Genomic DNA, 20,531 nt, shown 5'->3' on the forward strand with positions numbered 1-20,531 from the left:
CAAAAAGCATTTTGCGCTTTTATAGGGATTGAAATGAAAAATAACACAATTACGCGCCGTAGTTTTGTGACCGGTTCAGTTGGCCTTATGGGTATTGCTGCAACAGGCTGTACATCGCTTAACGATTCGGCATTTTCGTCATTGCCAACGAAACCGGCTGAGCCAGCAATTCCTCAAGATTATGCATTGGCTTATGGTCCTAAACCAAATGAGCAGTTTCCAATTCCTGCGGTTGACTTGAAGAAAGTACCGCAGCGTTATTGGCGCCGTGAGATTGATTATGTGTCACCGCATCCTGTTGGAACCATTATTGTTGATACGACAGGTTTCTACTTATATTTGGTCATGCCGAATGACCGTGCGATGCGCTACGGCGTTGGTTTGGGTCGCCAAGGTTTCACTTGGTCTGGCCGCGGTAAAATTCAATGGAAACAAGCTTGGCCTAAATGGACGCCGCCAACAGAGATGATTGGCCGCCAACCAGAGTTGGAAAAATATAGCGCCGCTAATGGTGGTATGCAGCCTGGTATTGATAATCCACTAGGTGCGCGCGCCCTTTATATTTTCCAAGGCGGAAAAGACACGCTTTACCGGATCCATGGGTCTCCAGAATATTGGACAATTGGCAAAGCTGTTTCCAGCGGCTGTGTACGCTTAATGAATCAGGATATTGTCGATCTTTATGATCGCGTCAAAAGTGGTTCAACGCTCATCGTTGCCTGATACAATTGGATTACTTGATGCGCTTTTTTAAGCGCATCAAGCCGAATTAAGCCAGTGTAGGACAAGATTGCTGGCAATTGCGCCCTTTGGCGGCATAATAAAACCATCAGGATGTGTGCCGTTCGCAATTTGGCGAACCTCATCGCGTGAAAACCAGCGTGCATCTTCCAGCTCATCGTCCACAATAATGCTTTCTGAAGCTGCCACACCATAACAGCCGATCATCATTGTATAGGGAAACGGCCAAGGCTGACTTGCGTGATATGAAACACGCTCCACGTCGATATTGGTCTCTTCTTTGGTTTCGCGTCGCATGGCCATTTCGATTGTTTCACCCGGTTCAACAAAACCTGCCAGACATGAATAAACGCCTTGCGCAAAATGCGGGCTGCGGCCGAGCAGACACTTTTTGTTGTTCTGCGAAACCGTCAACATGATCACAACGGGATCAGTGCGGGGAAAATGCTCTGCACCGCAATTAGGGCAGACACGTTTATACCCGCCATCGCGCATGTCGCTTGCTGTCCCGCAGCGTGAACAAAACGCATGGCTTTTGTGCCAACTTAAAAGCGCACCGCCTTGTGCCAACATTCCAAGTTGTGCCTCTTCAAGCAGTCCTTGAATATAAACAGAGCGAAAATCGATTGCTTCAAAGTCATCAGATAGATTTTCTTCAGTGAAATCTGACGGCGCAATGAGCCAAGGCAGACCTTTTTCATCCCACCCCAATAAGACAATATTGCTTTCATCAACCTGAGCGGCTTTCAGTTCTTGTGGTGTGAAGATTGCATTGAGATTGTTCTCTTCTTTTTTTAAGAGAACCTTACCGTAGGCGACAACCAGTAATTTTGCGCCGCGCGCAGCAAGCGCTTCAGCGACGCAGTTTTGTGTTCGGCGTTCGGAAAAACGGTTTAACGGGTTGCCCGTAAATGCACAGCCTGCGGAATATTCAGGATAGGGGGCGTCAAATAGTGAGAAGGTCATATGTGTCCGGCTTGATTAGCTTACTTGCTGTAACGCAGACGAGAAGCGTTCGATGAAAGATTTCAATGGTTCTTTATCATAAGGAACTGCTTTTCCGGAACCCCAAACAGGGCCTGGCCAGGCTGCATCACCTTCATTACGGCCTATAATGTGGATATGAAGCTGCGGCACCATATTGCCAAGCGCACCGATATTGATTTTCTTGCATCCGGTGATGTCTTTTAGCAATTCGGATATTTGAGCGATTTCAAATGTTAACATCGTTTGATCAAGCGGCGTTAGTTCATGCATTTCGGTTATATCATGACGGCGTGGCACCATAATAAGCCAAGGAAAGCGCGAATCATTCATCAGTAATAACCGACATAAGCCGCTCTCGCCGATTTCCATCGTGTCGGCGCTCAATCTTGAATCCAGTTTAAAATCTGCCATTTGATTATCCTTTGAGCGCGTAAAGTTGTTGCGACTAAGATAAATACGCATTTGTTAAAATTAAATGTAGCACAAATTGCCTGCACAACGGATACGGAAAGCAGGCGCCACTGCATTTATGGCTGCTGAAAACGATCAAAAACTCTATTGATGCTTGCATTTTATGTCTGAAAGTCCGATATGGGCCTTGGAAGGTTGGCTGTGGACGTGTCACTCGCCAACCGGGTCAGGTCCGGAAGGAAGCAGCCCTAACGAATTCGACGCGGGTCACCGGTCCAGCCTTCCACCTTCCAAATTTCTTGCAGATTAATAAATTCAAGACTCGTCACTTGATCGCATTTCGCGTTACAAAGCTGCCATGAATAATGCACCTGAAAAAGCGACGCCGTATCGCGTTCTTGCCCGTAAATATCGCCCAAGTGATTTTACCTCACTCATTGGCCAAGAGCCGATGGTGCGTACACTCACCAATGCGTTTCAAACAGGACGAATTGCTCAAGCGTGGATGCTGACTGGCGTTCGCGGTGTGGGCAAGACGACGACTGCGCGAATTTTGGCGCGAGCGCTTAATTATAAAACCGATCTTATCGATCAACCAAGTGTTGATCTTTCGACGCCCGGCGTCGATTGCCAAGCGATCATGGAAGGGCGGCATGTCGATATTATCGAGATGGACGCTGCCTCGCACACAGGCATTGAAGACATTAAGCAGATCATTGATGGCGTGCGCTATGCGCCCGTTTCTGCACGTTATAAAGTCTATATCATTGACGAGATTCACATGCTGTCGGACAAAGCGTTCAATGCGCTTTTAAAGACACTGGAAGAGCCGCCGCCCCATGCAAAGTTCATCTTTGCAACGACGGAAATCCGAAAAGTACCTATTACCGTTCTGTCTCGCTGTCAGCGTTTTGATCTGCGCCGTGTTGAAACAGCCGAAATGGTTGCGCATCTGGCGTCGATTATTCAGCAAGAAGGGGTTGAGGCTGACGAAGCATCGCTGGCGATGGTTGCGCGTGCGTCAGAAGGCTCCGTGCGTGATGCGCTTTCTATTCTTGATCAGGCCATTGCCCATAGCTCAGGCAAGGTCGATGCAAGTACTGTGCGCTCAATGCTCGGCTTAGCTGACCGTACCCGTATTGTTGATTTGTTTGAGCATCTTATGGCTGGCCGTATCACGGAAGCATTGGCCGAGTTTCGATCTCAATATGATGTCGGTGCTGATCCGGCCGTTATTTTGACGGATTTGGCCGAGTTTACGCATCTGGTGACGCGCTTGCGTTTTGTACCAGGCGCTGCTGCCAATGATCCATCCTTGTCGCCGGATGAAAAAGAACGCGGCTTGGCATTTTCCGAAAAGATTGCAGTCAGTGTTTTGGCACGTACGTGGCAGATGCTCTTAAAAGGCATACCGGAGACACAAAGCGCACCGCGCCCTGTGGCCGCAGCAGAAATGGTTCTTATTCGGCTGGCCCATGCTTCCACCATGCCAACACTGGATGATGCGCTAAAAAAGCTTGATGGCGCGCCTAGCCAGAGCGCGCCGCAACCAAATGCAATGGCAGGTTCGAACACATCAGGTGGTCATTCCATGGCGCATGCCGTGGGACAAAGCAGCATGCCGTCCAATGGTGATGCGTCATCTGTAACAGCAAATATGGGGCAAGCTTCGCCTGTTCGTATGGTGGCAAGTAACCCGCAGCCGGAACAAAAGCCGCAAGCAGAACCAGCACCTCCCGCCGTGCCCGTGAATTCATTGGATGATATTGATGCGTTAGCGGAAAAAAATCGCGATCCTTTGATGAAGGTGAATATTCGCAAATGCGTGCGCCTTGTATCCGTTGCGCCGGGCAATTTATCGATCACCCTCACGGAGGATGCACCCAAATCACTTGCCGGTGATCTTGGCCGTAAACTGACCGAATGGACCGGTACGCGCTGGATTGTTTCCGTTAGCCGCGACGAAGAAGGCGGCGCGACACTGGAAGAGGTTTCAGACGACAAGCGCAATGCGATGTTAGCTGATGCGTCGCGTGATCCACAGATCGCAGGTATTCTTGCAGCATTCCCCGGGGCAAAAATTGTTGATGTACGCCTTGGCGCTGACGCATTGGATGACGATATAATACTTGATGACGGTGGATCATATGACGATGACGTACCGATTGATCCCGACGATTTGGCAGATTTTTAAATAAAGGAATTTTCACATGAAAGATTTGATGGGCCTGATGAGCAAGGCCAAAGAAATGCAGCAAAAAATGGCTGACATGCAAACGGAAATGGAAACATTGACCGCAGAAGGCAGCGCAGGCGGCGGTGTCGTTACTGTGACGATGTCAGGCAAAGGACAGTTGAATGCAATCAAAATTGATCCATCTGTATTTGCAGACCATGACGCTGAAGTCTTGGAAGATCTCATTATTGCTGCCCACGCTGATGCCAAGGGCAAAGTAGAAGCAATCATGGCTGAAAAGACAAAGGAAATGACGGCTGGATTGCCAATTCCACCAGGTATGAAATTACCGTTCTGATTTGATTATCACGCGTCTGTGCGCATTAAGCGCATTTGCTTTTTTGTTGGCTGCAATGCCGTTCGGTCTGGCGCAAGAATTGCCCATTCCGAACGAGCGGCCAATAAAACAAGACGACAAGCTGAATGGCTCTGGTGCGGTTTCAAAACCAAAAGAATTTGAAGCCGCTATCAAACCATTACGCGATTACGCTTGCGAAAAACGATTATCTGATCTTGGTATCAAATTCCGTGTTTTGCCGACTGAAAATGGTGAGGGCGCCTGCGGTGTTGCCTATCCGATTGCAATTGATACATTGGCTAATAATATTACGGTAAAGCCTGATACCGCATTGAATTGCAATGCGGTTGAAGCGCTAGCTGGCTGGGTAGAAAAATCAGTCATTCCTGCTGTCAGTGCATATGACAGCGATAAAAAGCTCACCTCCATTTCACAGGCTTCTACTTATGTTTGCCGTGGGCGCAATAATCAAAAAACCGCCAAATTATCAGAGCACGCTACAGGCAATGCGATTGATATTGTAGCTTTTGATTTCAGTGATGGCAGCAGCATTAAGATTGAGCCGCGTGACCGTAAAGGCTCAGATGAGGAGGCATTTCAAAAGGCTGTTCGATTTGGTGCCTGTTTGCATTTCACAACAGTTCTAGGGCCGGGCAGTGATGCTTTTCATGACGATCATTTGCATTTGGACGTGGCAGAACGGCGCGGTGGATATCGTTTGTGCCGATTCCCGCAATAGCTAAGCGGTAGCGCGGCGTTTAAGGACGCGTCCATCAACGAGAATAAGTCCCACAATGATAAGCCCTAGACCTGCTAAATGTCTTGGCAGAAGTATCTCACCTAAAAACACAATACCGAGGAATATCGCACTAACTGGCACGAGAAATGTCACCAGTGAAAGATTAGTCGCGCCGGCTCCATCAAGAATACTAAAAAACAGAATATAGGCAAAAGCAGACGATATGAGACCAAGTGCCAATAGCGCAAATATGCTTTGCGTGGATGGCATTGAAAGCGTCCACGGTTGATCAAAGAGCATCATAATGGGAAACATCATGATGGTGGATGCTGTGACCTGACCGGTTGCTACGGCATAAGGGCTGATCGCCATGCGTTTAAAGCGTTTTCCAAATACGCTTGCAAAGCCGTAGGAAATCGCAGCGCCGATACATGCAAATTGTGCAAGTGCGGTTGCGGCTCCGTCCGCAATAGCGCCGCCGCCGATCATGATGGCAACACCGATAAACCCTGCGATGATGCCGCTTACCCGCGTTACGGTTAGTTTTTCATCGGTTGTCAGCGCGTGAGCAATCATCACCGTAAATAGCGGGGTTGTGGCATTAAGGATTGATGCAACACCCGATGCAATTTGCGTTTGGCCCCAGACAATGAGCGAAAACGGAATAACATTATTCAGCAGCCCCATTGCAAAGAAAGCGAACCAAGCAGTACCCGTCCAAGGCATTTTGCGGCCCGTGACGCGCATGAAAAGATGTAAGGCGAGGGCTGCAATCAATACACGAAAAAAGACGATGGTTTTGGGTGGCATATCTTGCACAATCACCCCGACAAAAAAGAACGAGCCGCCAAAAACAACCGACAGGGTGATAAGCATAACCCATTCAATTGTGGTCATGGATGAGTTGATGGTTGGCTTGGACATGCGGCTCTCGCTTTGTTTCAAAAGCAATAGGTGTGATTATGAGAACTTGCCACCCGAAATATGCGCACAACCCGTCATGTCTCTTTCAAAGTTGGGTTTCCCGCACTAAATCTAGCACATGTCAACAAAACGAATCGCCGGTGCGGAAATTGAAAAACTGATCCAGTTACTGGCAAAAGTGCCAGGGCTTGGACCTCGCTCGGCACGTCGTGCAGCACTGCATCTGATCAAAAAGAAAGATCAGCTTTTAACACCTCTGGCCAGTGCAATGGCTGATGCGGCTGAAAAAGTTCAAATCTGCTCGGTCTGCGCCAATGTGGATACGCAAAATCCTTGTTCCATTTGCACCGACCCGCGCCGCGACAGTACTACAATCATTGTCGTAGAAGATGTTGCTGATCTATGGGCTTTAGAGCGGGCAGCAGAAATGAGTGTGCGTTATCATATTCTAGGCGGAACACTTTCCCCGCTCGATGGTGTTGGCCCTGATGATCTGAACATTAAGACATTGGTGGACCGTATTGTCGGCGGCGAAGTCAAAGAGTTGATTTTGGCTGTCAATGCGACTGTCGAAGGGCAAACAACGGCGCATTATATTACGTCGCAGCTTGAAGATCTTGATGTAAAGATTACGCGTCTGGCGCATGGTGTTCCTGTGGGCGGCGAGCTTGATTACCTCGATGAGGGTACATTATCGGCAGCACTTAGAAGCCGCACAATTTTTTAAAATCCGCTTTGCCTTGATCGCACCTGAATCCATTGCGTAAGCTATGATTATGATTCTTGAAATAGGGGCTTTTAATGCTGCGTTTGATCACCGTTTTATTCACATTGTTGATACCGGCATTTTCCTATGCGCAAAGCGGTAGTTTGGACACGCAATACAGCGCCTTTTTAGAAAACGAAATGTGGCCCAAAGCCAAAGCTGCTGGCGTTTCGCGCGGCACTTTTGATCGAGCGCTGGCGGGCAAAAAACTCAATCAGAAAATACCAGGGCTTGTCACGCCCGGTTCAAGCGGTACGCCTCAGAAAATCAGGCAAGCCGAATTCTCCCAGCCATCGAACTATTTCAATGAGCGAAATTTGGGCTCCATCGTTGCCACGGGGCGTGGTCTTTTGAACCAAAACGCGACAACGATTAAGGCGATTGAGCGCAAATATGGTGTGCCGGGCCGTATTTTAATCGCGATTTGGGGCAGAGAATCTGGCTTTGGCCGTGTAACCATTCCCCATGATGCGTTCGAAGTGCTGGGCACTAAGGCTTTTATGTCAACGCGGCCTGAACTGTTTCAAGGTGAATTGATTGCTGGATTGCAGATGGTTGAGCGCGGCTTGGCGACACCTTCGCAAATGAAATCATCTTGGGCAGGAGCGTTGGGGCAGCCGCAATTTCTGCCGTCGTCCTATTTGAAATATGCCGTTGATATAGATGGAAGCGGTAAAGCAGATATCTGGAATTCAACGCCTGATACGCTTGGTTCAATTGGTGCTTATTTAAATAAATTCGGATGGCAGGCAGGCCGCGATTGGGGTTTTGAGGTCACGCTTCCCAGTGCCATTTCCTGTGCGCAGGAAGGGCCAGATAACCGTAAAACCTTTGCAGAGTGGACACGCTTAGGCGTCAAACGCGTCAACGGAAAACCGTTTCCGAGCGCTGAGATGAATAAGCTTGGGTCAATTCTCATGCCTGCGGGACGTTTTGGACCAGCCTTTATCGTCACGCCAAACTTCTATGTCATCAAAGAATATAATGAGAGTGATCTTTACGCGCTTTTTGTTGGGCATGCGGGCGACCGTATTCAATATGGCAGCGCGGCTTTTAATGCAGGGTGGCGCAAAACGGATTCGATGTTGCGCTCTGATATCGCGTCGATGCAGCGTAATCTTGAACGTATGGGCATGGATGTTGGCGGTGCGGACGGTTTGCCGGGGTTTAAAACACGGCGCTCAATCGGCGATTGGGAGTCGGCACACCAGCGCCAACCGACCTGTTTTCCAAGCAATGATTTGATCCGCTCGATTAAATAGAGGTTATCCGGCACCCTTGAGGTTATGCAATCGTAACGCCAAATAGCCATCCAACACCTGCTGTAATCGCCATTGCAATGCTACCCCAAATTAAAACGCGCACTGCAGCAGGTATAATCGGTGCGCCGCCAAATTTTGCGCCCAATGCACCAAGCGTTATCAAGGCGATGAAGGTGGTAATAAGAACGGCAGTTATAATGGCGCTTGTGGGCGCCAGAAAAGCAGCAAGCAGAGGGAGTGCACCCGCCATACTGAAGGTGAAGGCAGAGGCAAATGCTGCCTGCAATGGGTTTGCCGAATGGTGCTCTGAAAGTCCAAGTTCATCACGAATATGAGCGCGCAAGGCATCATCTTCCGTGAGTTCATGGGCGACAAGTTCAGCCGTTTCACTTTTTAAGCCGCGCAGCTCATAAATCGCGACAAGCTCGTCAAACTCTTCCTTGTGGTTTTCTTTAAGCGCTTCGGCTTCCCGCTGAATATCGGCTTTTTCAATATCAGCTTGCGAAGAAACAGAAACATATTCACCCGATGCCATCGACATGGCACCCGCAACCAGCCCAGCTAATCCTGCAATAAGAATCGAGGTCCGATCAGCATTTGCTGCAGCAACGCCGACGATCAAGGATGATATGGAAACAATACCGTCATTTGCGCCAAGAACAGCAGCGCGCAACCATCCGCTACGGGAAATAAAATGAGGGTCTTCAGGATGAGCGGATGGAAAATCTGGGGACATGAGCGGTGCTTAGTTCAAATGAAACAAGGAGTAAATTAGTCATCGCCGTCTACAACACGCAAACGCAAATGGCCAGTTTTGCTAGAAGCAGTTTTCTCTTCGCTCTTATCTTCAACCGGCGTTGATTTGAACTCTAAACCTTCGATCCGTTGCCCGCGTTTTGTAAGCTTGCCCGTGGATACGAGAATATCGTCGATATCCTTGTTTGCCTGACCAAAGTGATTTTGCAATTTGTGAACGCGGTCATCGAGACGGCCAAGATCTTCCATGAGACGCATAACTTCGGTCTGAATTAAATGCGCCTGCTCGCGCATGCGGGCATCTTTTAAAAGTGCTTGAATGACCTGAATGGAAAGCATGAGCAGTGATGGCGAAACGATAACGATACGTGCCTTATGCGCCTTATGAACGATTGTTTCGTGGTGTTCATGAATATCGGCAAATATGCTTTCCGACGGCACAAACAAAAATGCTGTATCCTGTGTTTCGCCAGCAATTAAATATTTGCTGGATATGGCTTTGATGTGCGCATCCATATCATTACGGAATTGGCGCGCATGGTGATCTACTGTCGCACTGTCTTCGGCTTTGCGTATGGCGTTCCAGCTTTCCAATGGAAATTTAGCATCAATAACCAAATCGGGCGCATCGTTCGGCATTTTGATCGTACAATCAGGGCGGTTGCCATTTGATAACGTCGTTTGAAATTCAAATGCGCCCATCGGCAAGCCGTCAGCAATAATCGTTTCCATACGGCTTTGACCAAAGGCACCGCGTGTTTGCTTGTTGGAAAGAATGGACTGAAGCTCGACAACATTGCCAGCCAGTTGGCTAATGTTATCTTGCGCTTTGTCGATAACAGCGAGCCGCTCTTGTAATTTGCTCAAATTTTCATGCGTCGATTTTTGCTGTTCGCTCATCGAAGCACCAAGGCGCGTTGTCATAGATTCAAGCCGCGTATTGATGGACTCATTAAGTTCGCTTTGGCGCGAGCCAAAAACTTCGGCAATCGTAGAAAGGCGCCCCTGCATCTCTGCCTGACTTTTTAAAATATCTGCGACACGCGCTTCAGCTTCTATGGCACGAAGCCGGGATGCTTCGATCTCCGCTAGACGTATTTTTGAAGCGCGACGAGTTGCGATGATCAAAAACAGTAACAGCATGCCTAAAAGGCAAGCGCTTGTTATTGCTAACTGCCCGAAAGTGATCGCCATATTGCCGATCATGAAAGCTGTTTGTTCAAATATGCGTGTAATATCCATGTTTTCAGCTTACGTGATTCGCGTCTCGCGGTAATGCCTATAGACGAACAGGTACTTCTCCCGATATTGACGTTTCAAACGCGAAACTTTACGTGAAGCCCATGTCCATATTACCGCTCGTTATAATACCTGATCCTATCCTGCGCCAGAAATCAAAACTGGTCGAACGCGTCGATGATGATTTGCGCAAATTTGCCGACAATATGTTGGAGACAATGTATGACGCGCCGGGCGTTGGCCTTGCTGCGATTCAAGTTGGTGAAGCGCGTCGAATGTTGGTGATTGATGTGGCAGGTAAAGATGATGAACCCAATCCGCAGGTGTTTATCAATCCATCTATCGTCAAATCATCCGATACGCCCAATGTTTATGAAGAGGGCTGTCTTTCAATTCCTGATATCTATGCAGAAGTTGAGCGGCCAGCAGAAGTGACCGTTGAGTATATTGATCTGACTGGTAAGCAGCAGCTGATTGAAGCTGACGGCATGTTGGCAACCGTTCTGCAGCACGAAATAGATCACCTTGATGGAACATTGTTCATTGATCATCTGTCAAAATTAAAGCGTGAAATGGTGATCCGGAAATTTAAGAAGTTGTCGAAACAACGCGAACCGAAAATCTAAGCCAAAGCAGAAGAGCGCACCATGCGAATTATCTTTATGGGTACGCCAGATTTTTCCGTGCCAACATTGTTGGCATTGGTTGAGCATGGCCATGAAATTGTTGCCTGTTATTCGCAGCCACCGCGTCCGGCTGGTCGCCGTGGACTTGAGCTTAAAAAATCGCCAGTTCATGAAGCTGCTGAAAAGCTTGGAATTGAAGTGCGCACGCCAACATCGCTTAAGAATGATGAGCAAGCGCAAGCATTTGCTGATCTCAACGCCGATGTTGCCGTTGTCGTTGCTTATGGTCTTTTGTTACCGGAAGCCATTTTGTCAGGCACCGAATATGGTTGTTATAATGGCCATGCCTCTTTGTTACCGCGCTGGCGCGGTGCTGCGCCAATCCAACGTGCGATCATGGCCGGTGACAGCCATACGGGCATGATGGTCATGAAAATGGATAAGGGGCTTGATACTGGCGATATCGCAATGGGCGAACGCGTTGCTATCGGCGAGAATATAACCGCGGGCGAACTTCACGACACACTCTCTATCTTGGGTGCCGATCTGATGACACGCGCAATGTCAGCGCTTGAGCGCGGCAGTTTGCACCTAAAAGAACAGCCGACAGAAGGTGTGGAATATGCAGCCAAGATTGATAAGGCAGAGGCCCATATTGATTTTTCACTGGATGCGCAAACAACCCATAATCTCATTCGCGGGTTAGCGCCGTTTCCAGGCGCTTGGTGCGAAATGCATATTGCAGGCAAGTGGGAGCGCGTAAAACTACTGCGATCTATTGTTGATCCAGAGCTTGAAATTGCACAAGCAAAAACGACAAGTGACGAGCGCGGCCTTGTGATTGGATGTGCATCAGGCGCGGTGATTATTACAACTTTGCAAAAAGCTGGATCGAAAGCGATGGCTGCGGCAGAATTTTTGCGCGGCGCACCAGTAGAAGGCGTGCGCTAAATGCCACGCTACAAACTCACTGTTGAGTATGACGGCACACCCTATGTCGGCTGGCAACGCCAGAAAAACGGACGTGGTGTGCAAGCGGTAATAGAAGAAGCAATTGCGCGTTTCTGCAAAGAAGATATTACGATGCAGGTCGCCGGACGCACGGACGCAGGTGTTCACGGTCTTGGTCAAATTTGCCACGCTGATTTGACGAAAGATTGGCCGGAAAAAACGGTTCGTGACGCCATCAATTCTTATTTATTACAAAACGGTGAGCCGGTCTCGATTCTGTCTGCTGAAAAAATGACGGAAAAATTTCATGCGCGGTTCTCCGCCAAGGCACGGCATTACCGCTACCGCATCATCAATCAAGAAGCGCCAATTGCACTTGCCCGCAATCGTGGCTGGTGGGTGCGTCGCCACCTTGATGAAAACGCGATGCATGAGGCTGCACAAAACTTGCTCGGCACGCATGATTTCACAACGTTTCGCGCAGTTCACTGTCAGGCGCAATCACCGATAAAAACTCTGGATCGGCTGAATGTGACACGGCAGGGCAATGACATTTTCTTTGAAGTTTTTGCACGTAGCTTCCTGCATAATCAGGTGCGTTCTATGGTCGGCGCGCTTAAACTTGTTGGTGATGGAAAATGGACTTCCACCGATTTGGTCGCAGCGCTCGAAGCCAAAGATCATCAGCGTTGCGGAGCGCTCGCCCCATCATGCGGTCTTTATTTAATGCAAGTCGATTACGACTAAAGCAGCGCTGGCACGTGCAGTCCAAGCAAGCCCTCAACATTATAGACCAGCGTGTAAAGCACGATAATCTCGATAATGACAAATGCCGCTGCAAGTCCAGCTGAAGCATTCAAACTGATTTTGATAACGTGCGTCACAACGACGATAGAAGCGATCAATGTCGCGATCATCAAAAAACCTAAAGTTACGGTAATTGCTTCTGTTTTTGGAAGAAAAAACGAAATCAGAATAATAGCTGCGAAAACGTAATAAAGCACCAGATTCGACCAATTAATGGCGATGACAAGATGCGAGTAACGATGCGGACGGTTTAAAAATTTCAAGACAACTGGGTAGAATGCAAACGGCAAAACCCAAGAAATAATGTCTATTGGAATTCTCCGTATGAAGATTTGTCCCATCTGCAAATCAGAACCTTGAGAAATCAACTCCTGACTGCTTTCGACCCACATAAAAAATAGCGCAGGCAATGCAAATATAATCGTGCCGAATGAGCGCCAAAAACCATCTGTCGATATGTCCATTTCATCAAGCGCGTTTGCATCACCGCGCATCATTCGAAGCACGCGTTCGATATGATAAAATGCATAATCGAGACTGATCATCATGTAGCCTTTGAAGTGGCGGCCAAAAACCAGTCGCCGATAAATTGCTCATAAATTCGCGTCAATGTTTCCAGATCGTCAACCGCAACACATTCATCGACCTTGTGCATGGTTTGGCCAACAAGGCCGAACTCAATCACGGGGCAATAATCTTTGATGAACCGTGCATCAGAGGTGCCGCCGGTGGTCGACTGTTCTGGGAAGCGTCCGGTAATCTTCTCCACGCTTTTTCCCAATGTATCAATAAGCGCATCGTCACGCGTTAAAAATACATGGCTTGGCTGCTCACGCCATTCGATGTCGAAAACAGTGTCGTTGTTTTTTGTTGGGCGTAGTTTTCTGTCTTTGGCAGCTGCGTTCAAACGGCGTTCAATCTCCGCTTTGAGTGTATCAACATTCCATGTGTCATTAAAGCGTATGTTGAACACCGCGCTTGCTTTGGCCGGGATGACATTGATTGCGCCGCCGACAACATCCAGCATATTGACCTCGATATTGCTGGGTTGGAAGTTCTCTGTTCCTTCATCAAACGCTGGATAAAGCAGCGCATCAAGCAATGATACAAGACTACGTGTCGGGTTATCAGCCAGATGGGGATAAGCCGTATGGCCTTGTGTTCCGTTAATGCGCAATGTGCCTGACAGAGAACCTCGACGCCCGATTTTCATCATGTCGCCCATTGTGTCAGGGTTGGTTGGCTCACCTAAGATACAGCCATCCCATGTCTCGCCTTTTGCTGCAGCCCATTCGAGCAATTTCTTAGACCCGTTAATGGCTGGACCTTCTTCATCGCCCGTTATCAAAAAGGAAATCGAGCCAGAAGGATTGCCGTGTTTTTCCACATAGCGCGCAAGAGCAGCGACAAAACAGGCAATGCCGCCCTTCATGTCGACTGCGCCGCGGCCATACATCATGCCATCTTTTATTGCTGCGCTGAACGGTGGATTAGTCCATGCCGCTTCATCGCCAACAGGTACAACATCCGTGTGCCCAGCAAACATGAGGTGAGGGCCATTGCCAGAAAGCAGCGCATAAAGATTTTCAATGTCGGGTGTGTCTTCGTCGCTAAATACGGGACGCTCAATCGAAAACCCCATAGGCGAAAGCATGTCTGTTAATGCAGACAGCGCACCGCCTTCATCAGGCGTGACGGATGGACATTGAATAAGTGTTCTAAGAACAGCAATAGGATCGGTCGTGTTTTGGGTCATGCGATGGATGTAAAGCCGCACGCAATGTGCGTCAATCGCCTGATTTCATTTGCGCGGAAATGGCACTGGTCCATGCTCATTGGTTTCCTGCTTGGATGGGGCGATTGCAAGAAACAACCATGCAAAAAATGCAATGCCCGGAATGAGCAGCGTCACACCTAAAATGGCTGGTAAGCTCAAATCATGGAGCCGTTTGACTGTTAGTGCCAAAAGCGAGAAAGCCATGACCACCCAAGAAATAAGAAAAACCGCGCCGAATAGAGCAGCGCCCGCCTGTGCGCTATCGTCTTCAACACCATTGCCGTACAAAGACACTGCAAAGCTAAGCAAGGCCAACTGAATTAACATCAAAAACAAAGCGGCAAGCAGAAACGATTTGCGACCTATGCGCCCACGAAAACTAAACAGGAGCCATTTAACAGATAGTGGATGATTGAGAGAGGTCATTTGCATACCTGAATTTACGGTTTTGAAGTTTCGGCGTCGAAAACATTCGGACCTTTTGTTCCGCGCCCCAAAAACAAACTGACTTGACCAATTAGTATGAATAAGGCTGCCACACCAATCGAAATCCAGCGGATTAAATCTTGCTTGGGCCATTGCGTCTGGCTCATTAGCGCCTTTGCATCGGCGATAAATGTTTCGGGATTAATCAGTGGCGTGTCGCCTAATGCCTGCTGCGCGCCAAATAAAATTGCGGCGGGCAGCACAAAGTAAAAGAAAAACCCAAGCAGCGGGTGACGGCCACGGTCTTTGAAGCGGCGCGTTGTGCCTGCAAGATAGATAATCACAGGCACAACAGAGAGTGTTGTGATGAAAATTCCAGCGAACTTCCAATCTCCTAACTTTTGTTGAACGGCAAAAACGCCAGCCAGTGCCACAGCAACGCAGATGATGCTGATGACGTATTGGATACGCCGCATGCGTCCGACAAAAGAAAAGAGAAGGTCGCCCATCTTAATCAGTCCCGTAAAAGTTCGTTGATGCCCGTTTTTGAGCGGGTTTTCTCGTCGACAGTTTTAACAATAACGGCACAATATAAGCTTGGGCCAGGCTCGCCGTTTGGCAAGTTTTTGCCCGGCATTGTTCCTGCAACAACAACTGAGTACGGCGGTACTTCGCCATAGGAAATTTCGCCAGTCGCTCGGTTTACGATTTTTGTTGATTGGCCGATGTAAACGCCCATGCCAAGTACAGAGCCTTCGCGGATGATACAGCCTTCAACAACTTCAGAACGTGCGCCAATAAAGCAATTATCTTCAATAATGGTTGGTCCAGCTTGAAGCGGCTCCAAAACACCGCCGATACCAACGCCGCCAGAGAGGTGAACGTTTTTGCCGATTTGGGCGCAAGAACCAACTGTTGCCCAGCCATCAACCATGGAGCCTTCATCAACATAAGCGCCAAGATTAACGAAAGAAGGCATCAGCACAACGTTCTTGCCGACATATGAGCCACGGCGAACGATAGAACCGGGAACAGCGCGAAACCCTGCTGCACGGAACTGGTTGGCATCCCATCCTTCAAACTTAGATGGCACTTTGTCCCACCATGTGGACTGGCCATTGCCGCCCATGATGACTTCCATGTCATTCAAACGGAAAGAAAGAAGGACAGCTTTTTTCAGCCATTGATGCACAACCCAATTGCCCTCATCGCCGCGCGATGCAACGCGGGCTTTGCCGCTATCCAGCAAATTCATCGCTGAATTGACCGCATCACGAACCTCGCCCTGCGTGTTCACATTGATTTCGTCTCGCGCATCAAACGCGGATTCAATAGTTTTTTCCAAGGCGATTAGTTCTGAGTTGGACATTGTAACTTCCATTTTACTTTTCACGTGCATGTGAACTGTTAAGGTTTAAAAGGGCAAGCTGAGCAAGCCTTAAAAATTCAAGATGGGCGATTGGTATTCAATGCGTCGTTGAAAATCAACGAAAACGAGCAATGGATATTCTAAACAAGGGGAATAGTGGTGATTAAGCGTAAAGATAATGTCTGGGATCCGATTACAGGCTCACATGTTGACCGTGTTCGAGCTAAAGAGGTGCCAGATACGCCGCAGACACGTTCGCCTGCTTATCGTCTTGCATTTGATGATGCAGAATTTCTGTGCCGTGAAGAGTTACGTCCAATCCGCCTTCAATTGGAACTGCTAAAGCCAGAAATGCTTTTAGAAGAGGCAGGCATCAAGTCCACTGTGGTGATGTTTGGCGGCGCACGCATTCCAGAACCGGGCGGGGCTGCATGGGCAGCAAAAAACGAGGTTCAGAAAAAGAATTTAGAAGCGAATGCTCAATATTACGAAGAGGCGCGCAAATTTGCACGCATCTGCTCTGAACATTCAGCAACAACAGATTATAGCGACATGGTTGTTGTAACGGGCGGCGGTCCGGGCGTCATGGAAGCGGGCAATCGCGGCGCTCATGATGTTGGTGCACCCTCTATTGGCTTGAATATTGTGCTGCCACATGAACAAGCCCCGAATGAGTATGTAACGCCAGAGCTCAGCCTAAACTTTCATTATTTTGCAATCCGCAAAATGCATTTTCTATTACGTGCTAAAGCGATCACGGTGTTTCCGGGCGGCTTCGGCACAATGGATGAGATGTTTGAGGCGCTCACATTGATACAGACAGGACGAATGGAAAAAGTGCCATTTATTCTGTTTGGCAAAACCTTCTGGGACAACGCTATCAATCTTCAATTCCTAGCCGAGCAAGGAACAATTTCGCCGGACGATCCGGATCTTTTCCATGTTGTCGATACTGCGCAGGAAGCGTGGAAGATCATTGCTGATTATTACGAGCTTACTTCTTAAGCGGAACTTTTGCGTTAGCTGCTCGTTTTATTTCAAAGGAGCAAAAAATGTCATCCGATAAGATTATTCAGCAGCAATCAGAATTGTCAGACGCAAATGATGAACTAATACCTGCGCAGCAAAGACGTGATGCGCAGTCAGGTAAGCAAAGTACTGACCGCAAAATTATCTTAAAAAGACCTGCGCAGACAAAAGCCAAAGACGGCGAAAATGGATTGGTCGACATGAGCGAACGTTCAAAACGCGCGCGCAGCAGTGGATAAAGAGCTTGACCAAGTCTAAAGCAAATTATTTGCTGCCTATGCTGCCTATGCTGCCTATGCTGCCTATGCTGCCTATGCTGCCTTTATTTGACGATGGCTTTTAGGAACTGCGTCAAATCATCCGTCGTATAATCAACATAATCTGTTGAGCCATCATGTTCCCAGTGCTCTGTGAATGTTGGCTCGAAGTTGTTTGGAACGATGAGAACCGTCTTCATGCCCATTTCTTTGGGCACCTCAAGGTTTCGCGCAAGATCCTCAAACATCGCCGCTTTTTGTGTATCGACGCGGTGAAGCGCCTTGAACTTATCGTAGGTTTCACGCGCAGGCTTAGGGACGAGGTTGGCTGCAACGACATCGAAAATTTCATCGAAATGATCAAGAATACCCAGCTGCCTTGCCGTGTTTTCGGCATGCTTGGTATCACCATTTGTGAAAATCAACTTGCGACCCGGCAAAGCTTTTATCGCCTCGCCAAGTTCAGGGTTGGGGGCGAGCCATGAATAATCAATGTCATGGACATAGTTTAGAAATTCATCAGCGGAAACTTTATGGTTTGCCATAAGACCGCGCAGGGTCGTCCCATATTCAAGGTAGTATTTTTTTTGTAATGTGCGCGCTTCGTCTCTAGGGAGCTGCAATATGCGCGATACATAGTCCGTCATTTTCACATCAATCTGAGAAAACAGATTGGTGTGGTGAGGGTAAAGCGTGTTGTCGAGATCAAAAACCCACTCGGTAACATGGGAGAAATCTTCTGGCTTTGCTGCGTGTGTCGGTTTTATCATTCCTCATATATGGCATGAGAAAAGCAATTTGCCACGCCTCTATTGCCAAATTTTCTTGTGCGGCAGATAAGTGATCATGGAAATTTGGATTCTCATTACGATCGCAGCGGCCTTTGTCCAAAATATCCGCTCTAGCCTGCAAAAACATCTTCGCGGGCAAATGGGAACGGCAGGTGTAACTTTTGTACGTTTCGGTTTTGGCGTCCCTTTTGCTTTTATATTTTTAGCAATTGCGATTACCGCAACAGGCACCGAAGTCCCCGTTTTGCACGGCGTATTTTTTGGTTGGATCATTGTTGCCGCATTGGCTCAAATTTTTGGCCAAGTGCTGCTCATCATGCTTTTCGCAATGCGGAATTTTGCAGTTGGTTCTGCCTATATTCGCGTTGAACCTGTCCTTGCCGCTGCGTTCGGTTTTGCATTGCTTTTGGAAACACCAACATTGCCGCTTATCATTGCTGTGGCCGTATCAGTTCTTGGTGTGTTGCTGATTACTATGGCACATGTAAAGGCTGGTATTTGGTCGCTTGCTACAGCTGTCACAAAGCGCGAGGCTCAAATCGGTTTAGCTTCAGCTGCAATGTTTGGCCTTGCCGCTGTGTCTTTTCGCGGCGCCTCTCTTTCGCTTGGTGGTCCAAATTTTCTTGTCCAAGGCGGTGTTACGCTTTGTGTCGCTATAACGTTGCAAGCATTGATCATGGCGCTATGGATTGCCATTAAAGATCCAGCTGATTTCAAACGAATTGCGGTTAAATGGAAAACCAGCGCGATGGTTGGGTTCGTAGGCGCGCTTGCTTCTTTTGGTTGGTATACAGCCATGACGCTTGAGCAAGCAGCAGCTGTTAAAGCGGTTGCTCAAATCGAAATGTTGTTTGCATTTGCAACATCATATTTTGTGTTCAAAGAGCAGATGAACCGCCGTGAAATCACGGGATGCTTATTAATTGTATGCGGTGTTCTTGTTCTCGCATTAACACGCTAAATGTAAGGAAAATCGTTAAGATTTTTGATTTAGCTTACCTTTAGAGAGGGTAGGTTATGTCTATAATTCTAAAGGCTTTTTTGATAGGTACGGCAGCATTGCTTGTCACAGTCTTTATGATTGTGGGAACTGTGACCTTAACAGGTGATACCTATCAGCCGACAATGTTCATCAATAGTGTGATCGGTTGCTATGCGATTGGTTCAACTGTTTCATATTATTTTATGAAGCAGTCGGAAAAGTACCGGCAAGCTCTCGAAGAAAAAGAAGTGCTACATGTTCAATTAATAGATGCCCATGAAAAGCTAAGGCGGCATTCTCAATTGGATATTATGACAGGCTTGCTCAACCGCGAGGCTTTTTTTACCAAAGTGAATGGCCTGCAAGAGGCGTTCTCTGATCAGTCATCCAGTATGCTCATTTTGGATATTGATCACTTCAAACTCATCAATGATACATTTGGACATCTTGAAGGCGATAAAGCCATTATCATGGTGTCGAAGGTTTTGCGCACGATTGTAGATAAAGATGTTATCGTTGGCCGAATTGGCGGCGAAGAGTTCGCTGTGTTCATCAGAGATATTAAGGCTGAAAGCGTGCAAGTCGTTGCAGAAAGTTTGCGTGCTGCAATAGAGGAAATTGAATTTTATCCAGTGCCTGAAATACGTCAAAAGTTGACCGTGAGCATTGGTGCAGCGCAAGCCGAAAACACAGGTGTAACCACAGATTTGGTAAGACGTGCCGACCGCACATTGTACAAAGCAAAAAACGAAGGCCGCAATTGTGTATGCATGGATATGGCCGCTTGAGCCTTAAAGAAAATTGATCATACTTGAAAATATAATAACGGATCGCGGCTCTAAATACGCCGTTTCTGGCGGGGTGTGTCATACACCGGAAGAAGCAAAAACATTCATTGCTGAATTAAAGCGCAACAAGAAATTTGCGAAAGCAACGCATAATACTTGGGGCCTAATTTGCGATTCTGGTCCTGTGAAAAACGATGATGGTGAGAGCGGCGCGGGCATGGTTATCCTGCGCATGTTAGAACGCGAAGATTTGCACAATCATATCATTGTCGTGACACGCTGGTTTGGCGGCAAACAACTTGGCGGTGATCGCTTTCGCCATGTTCAAGAAGCTGTTCGCCAATATATGGCAACCTTATCGACTTAAGT

25 protein-coding genes and 1 other RNA gene are annotated in these 20,531 nt (G+C 47.9%); 15 read left to right on the top strand and 11 right to left on the bottom strand.

Going from position 1 to position 20,531, the window contains the following annotated elements; translation table 11 throughout:
- The first annotated feature begins 33 nt into the window (after positions 1 to 33).
- Positions 34 to 723 (top strand): L,D-transpeptidase, encoded by a 690-nt coding sequence (locus tag N530_RS0101545; RefSeq protein WP_026479251.1) that lies wholly within the window; start codon positions 34 to 36, stop codon positions 721 to 723.
- A 36-nt stretch (positions 724 to 759) separates the two neighbouring features.
- On the opposite strand, the gene nudC is transcribed toward N530_RS0101545, so the two are convergent.
- A complete protein-coding gene (nudC, locus tag N530_RS0101550) occupies positions 760 to 1,707 on the bottom strand; it encodes an NAD(+) diphosphatase (protein WP_026479252.1) in 948 nt (315 codons plus the stop codon).
- 15 nt (positions 1,708 to 1,722) lie between these two features.
- The gene (locus N530_RS0101555) at positions 1,723 to 2,139 is read right to left on the bottom strand and encodes an HIT domain-containing protein (RefSeq protein WP_026479253.1); all 417 of its coding nucleotides are present in this window, start codon (positions 2,137 to 2,139) and stop codon (positions 1,723 to 1,725) included.
- 190 nt (positions 2,140 to 2,329) lie between these two features.
- On the opposite strand from N530_RS0101555, the gene ffs reads away from it, so the two are divergent.
- The 4 genes from ffs to N530_RS17230 all read left to right on the top strand — a co-directional run bounded on the left by ffs (position 2,330) and on the right by N530_RS17230 (position 5,412).
- Positions 2,330 to 2,426, top strand: an RNA gene (gene ffs / locus N530_RS18800) — signal recognition particle sRNA small type.
- Positions 2,427 to 2,497: 71 nt separating this feature from the next.
- On the top strand, positions 2,498 to 4,333 hold the full coding sequence (locus N530_RS0101560) for a DNA polymerase III subunit gamma/tau (RefSeq protein WP_026479254.1): 1,836 nt from the start codon (positions 2,498 to 2,500) through the stop codon (positions 4,331 to 4,333).
- Positions 4,334 to 4,349: 16 nt separating this feature from the next.
- Complete coding sequence (locus N530_RS0101565) at positions 4,350 to 4,673, top strand: YbaB/EbfC family nucleoid-associated protein (RefSeq protein WP_026479255.1); 324 nt, start codon at positions 4,350 to 4,352, stop codon at positions 4,671 to 4,673.
- Positions 4,674 to 4,728: 55 nt separating this feature from the next.
- Positions 4,729 to 5,412, top strand: coding sequence for an extensin family protein (locus N530_RS17230; RefSeq protein ID WP_155851890.1), 684 nt, complete (start codon positions 4,729 to 4,731; stop codon positions 5,410 to 5,412).
- On the opposite strand, the gene N530_RS0101575 is transcribed toward N530_RS17230, so the two are convergent.
- Complete coding sequence (locus tag N530_RS0101575; protein ID WP_026479256.1) at positions 5,413 to 6,336, bottom strand: DMT family transporter; 924 nt, start codon at positions 6,334 to 6,336, stop codon at positions 5,413 to 5,415.
- 118 nt (positions 6,337 to 6,454) lie between these two features.
- Between N530_RS0101575 and recR the strand changes: the two genes are divergently transcribed.
- Positions 6,455 to 7,063 (top strand): recombination mediator RecR, encoded by a 609-nt coding sequence (recR, locus tag N530_RS0101580; protein ID WP_018688812.1) that lies wholly within the window; start codon positions 6,455 to 6,457, stop codon positions 7,061 to 7,063.
- A 74-nt stretch (positions 7,064 to 7,137) separates the two neighbouring features.
- Positions 7,138 to 8,364, top strand: coding sequence for a lytic transglycosylase domain-containing protein (locus tag N530_RS0101585; RefSeq protein WP_026479257.1), 1,227 nt, complete (start codon positions 7,138 to 7,140; stop codon positions 8,362 to 8,364).
- A gap of 22 nt (positions 8,365 to 8,386) precedes the next feature.
- Here N530_RS0101585 and N530_RS0101590 read toward each other — a convergent pair whose 3' ends face one another.
- On the bottom strand, positions 8,387 to 9,100 hold the full coding sequence (locus N530_RS0101590) for a VIT family protein (RefSeq protein WP_026479258.1): 714 nt from the start codon (positions 9,098 to 9,100) through the stop codon (positions 8,387 to 8,389).
- A gap of 35 nt (positions 9,101 to 9,135) precedes the next feature.
- Positions 9,136 to 10,362 carry a DNA recombination protein RmuC gene (locus tag N530_RS0101595; RefSeq protein ID WP_026479259.1) on the bottom strand — a complete coding sequence of 409 codons (1,227 nt, stop codon included), beginning with the start codon at positions 10,360 to 10,362 and terminating at the stop codon, positions 9,136 to 9,138.
- A 101-nt stretch (positions 10,363 to 10,463) separates the two neighbouring features.
- On the opposite strand from N530_RS0101595, the gene def reads away from it, so the two are divergent.
- The 3 genes from def to truA are packed head-to-tail and all read left to right on the top strand — an operon-like array spanning position 10,464 to position 12,683.
- The gene (gene def, locus N530_RS0101600; RefSeq protein WP_018688807.1) at positions 10,464 to 10,985 is read left to right on the top strand and encodes a peptide deformylase; all 522 of its coding nucleotides are present in this window, start codon (positions 10,464 to 10,466) and stop codon (positions 10,983 to 10,985) included.
- A 21-nt stretch (positions 10,986 to 11,006) separates the two neighbouring features.
- Positions 11,007 to 11,936, top strand: coding sequence for a methionyl-tRNA formyltransferase (gene fmt, locus N530_RS0101605; RefSeq protein WP_026479260.1), 930 nt, complete (start codon positions 11,007 to 11,009; stop codon positions 11,934 to 11,936).
- On the top strand, positions 11,937 to 12,683 hold the full coding sequence (gene truA / locus N530_RS0101610) for a tRNA pseudouridine(38-40) synthase TruA (protein WP_026479261.1): 747 nt from the start codon (positions 11,937 to 11,939) through the stop codon (positions 12,681 to 12,683).
- Here truA and N530_RS18525 read toward each other — a convergent pair.
- The 5 genes from N530_RS18525 to dapD are packed head-to-tail and all read right to left on the bottom strand — an operon-like array spanning position 12,680 to position 16,315.
- A complete protein-coding gene (locus N530_RS18525; RefSeq protein WP_026479262.1) occupies positions 12,680 to 13,291 on the bottom strand; it encodes a hypothetical protein in 612 nt (203 codons plus the stop codon). The two genes, truA and N530_RS18525, sit on opposite strands and share 4 nt — an antisense overlap.
- Positions 13,288 to 14,499 (bottom strand): succinyl-diaminopimelate desuccinylase, encoded by a 1,212-nt coding sequence (gene dapE, locus N530_RS0101620; RefSeq protein ID WP_026479263.1) that lies wholly within the window; start codon positions 14,497 to 14,499, stop codon positions 13,288 to 13,290. Before dapE ends, N530_RS18525 begins: the two co-directional genes overlap by 4 nt.
- Before the next feature lie 45 nt (positions 14,500 to 14,544).
- Positions 14,545 to 14,946 carry a DUF805 domain-containing protein gene (locus tag N530_RS0101625; protein ID WP_162150923.1) on the bottom strand — a complete coding sequence of 134 codons (402 nt, stop codon included), beginning with the start codon at positions 14,944 to 14,946 and terminating at the stop codon, positions 14,545 to 14,547.
- 14 nt (positions 14,947 to 14,960) lie between these two features.
- Positions 14,961 to 15,455 (bottom strand): DUF805 domain-containing protein, encoded by a 495-nt coding sequence (locus N530_RS0101630; protein ID WP_026479265.1) that lies wholly within the window; start codon positions 15,453 to 15,455, stop codon positions 14,961 to 14,963.
- Positions 15,456 to 15,460: 5 nt separating this feature from the next.
- Positions 15,461 to 16,315, bottom strand: a complete 855-nt coding sequence (gene dapD, locus N530_RS0101635; RefSeq protein WP_026479266.1) for a 2,3,4,5-tetrahydropyridine-2,6-dicarboxylate N-succinyltransferase — start codon at positions 16,313 to 16,315, stop codon at positions 15,461 to 15,463.
- A 162-nt stretch (positions 16,316 to 16,477) separates the two neighbouring features.
- Between dapD and N530_RS0101640 the strand changes: the two genes are divergently transcribed.
- Entirely contained in the window at positions 16,478 to 17,320 is an 843-nt protein-coding gene (locus N530_RS0101640; RefSeq protein WP_371179688.1) for a TIGR00730 family Rossman fold protein, read from the top strand.
- A gap of 47 nt (positions 17,321 to 17,367) precedes the next feature.
- Positions 17,368 to 17,583, top strand: a complete 216-nt coding sequence (locus N530_RS0101645) for a hypothetical protein (protein WP_026479268.1) — start codon at positions 17,368 to 17,370, stop codon at positions 17,581 to 17,583.
- Positions 17,584 to 17,666: 83 nt separating this feature from the next.
- Here N530_RS0101645 and N530_RS0101650 read toward each other — a convergent pair whose 3' ends face one another.
- Positions 17,667 to 18,371 (bottom strand): pyrimidine 5'-nucleotidase, encoded by a 705-nt coding sequence (locus N530_RS0101650; RefSeq protein WP_051540693.1) that lies wholly within the window; start codon positions 18,369 to 18,371, stop codon positions 17,667 to 17,669.
- Positions 18,372 to 18,447: 76 nt separating this feature from the next.
- On the opposite strand from N530_RS0101650, the gene N530_RS0101655 reads away from it, so the two are divergent.
- From N530_RS0101655 to N530_RS0101665, 3 genes are read left to right on the top strand one after another with little or no spacing between them, the layout of a single operon-like run.
- Positions 18,448 to 19,353, top strand: a complete 906-nt coding sequence (locus N530_RS0101655; RefSeq protein WP_026479270.1) for an EamA family transporter — start codon at positions 18,448 to 18,450, stop codon at positions 19,351 to 19,353.
- Positions 19,354 to 19,409: 56 nt separating this feature from the next.
- Complete coding sequence (locus N530_RS17240) at positions 19,410 to 20,162, top strand: GGDEF domain-containing protein (RefSeq protein ID WP_051540694.1); 753 nt, start codon at positions 19,410 to 19,412, stop codon at positions 20,160 to 20,162.
- A gap of 13 nt (positions 20,163 to 20,175) precedes the next feature.
- A complete protein-coding gene (locus N530_RS0101665) occupies positions 20,176 to 20,529 on the top strand; it encodes a YigZ family protein (RefSeq protein WP_026479271.1) in 354 nt (117 codons plus the stop codon).
- Positions 20,530 to 20,531: the final 2 nt, after the last annotated feature.

Origin of the sequence: Ahrensia sp. 13_GOM-1096m (assembly GCF_000620605.1) — a bacterium.
GTDB classification, from domain to species: domain Bacteria; phylum Pseudomonadota; class Alphaproteobacteria; order Rhizobiales; family Rhizobiaceae; genus Ahrensia; species Ahrensia kielensis.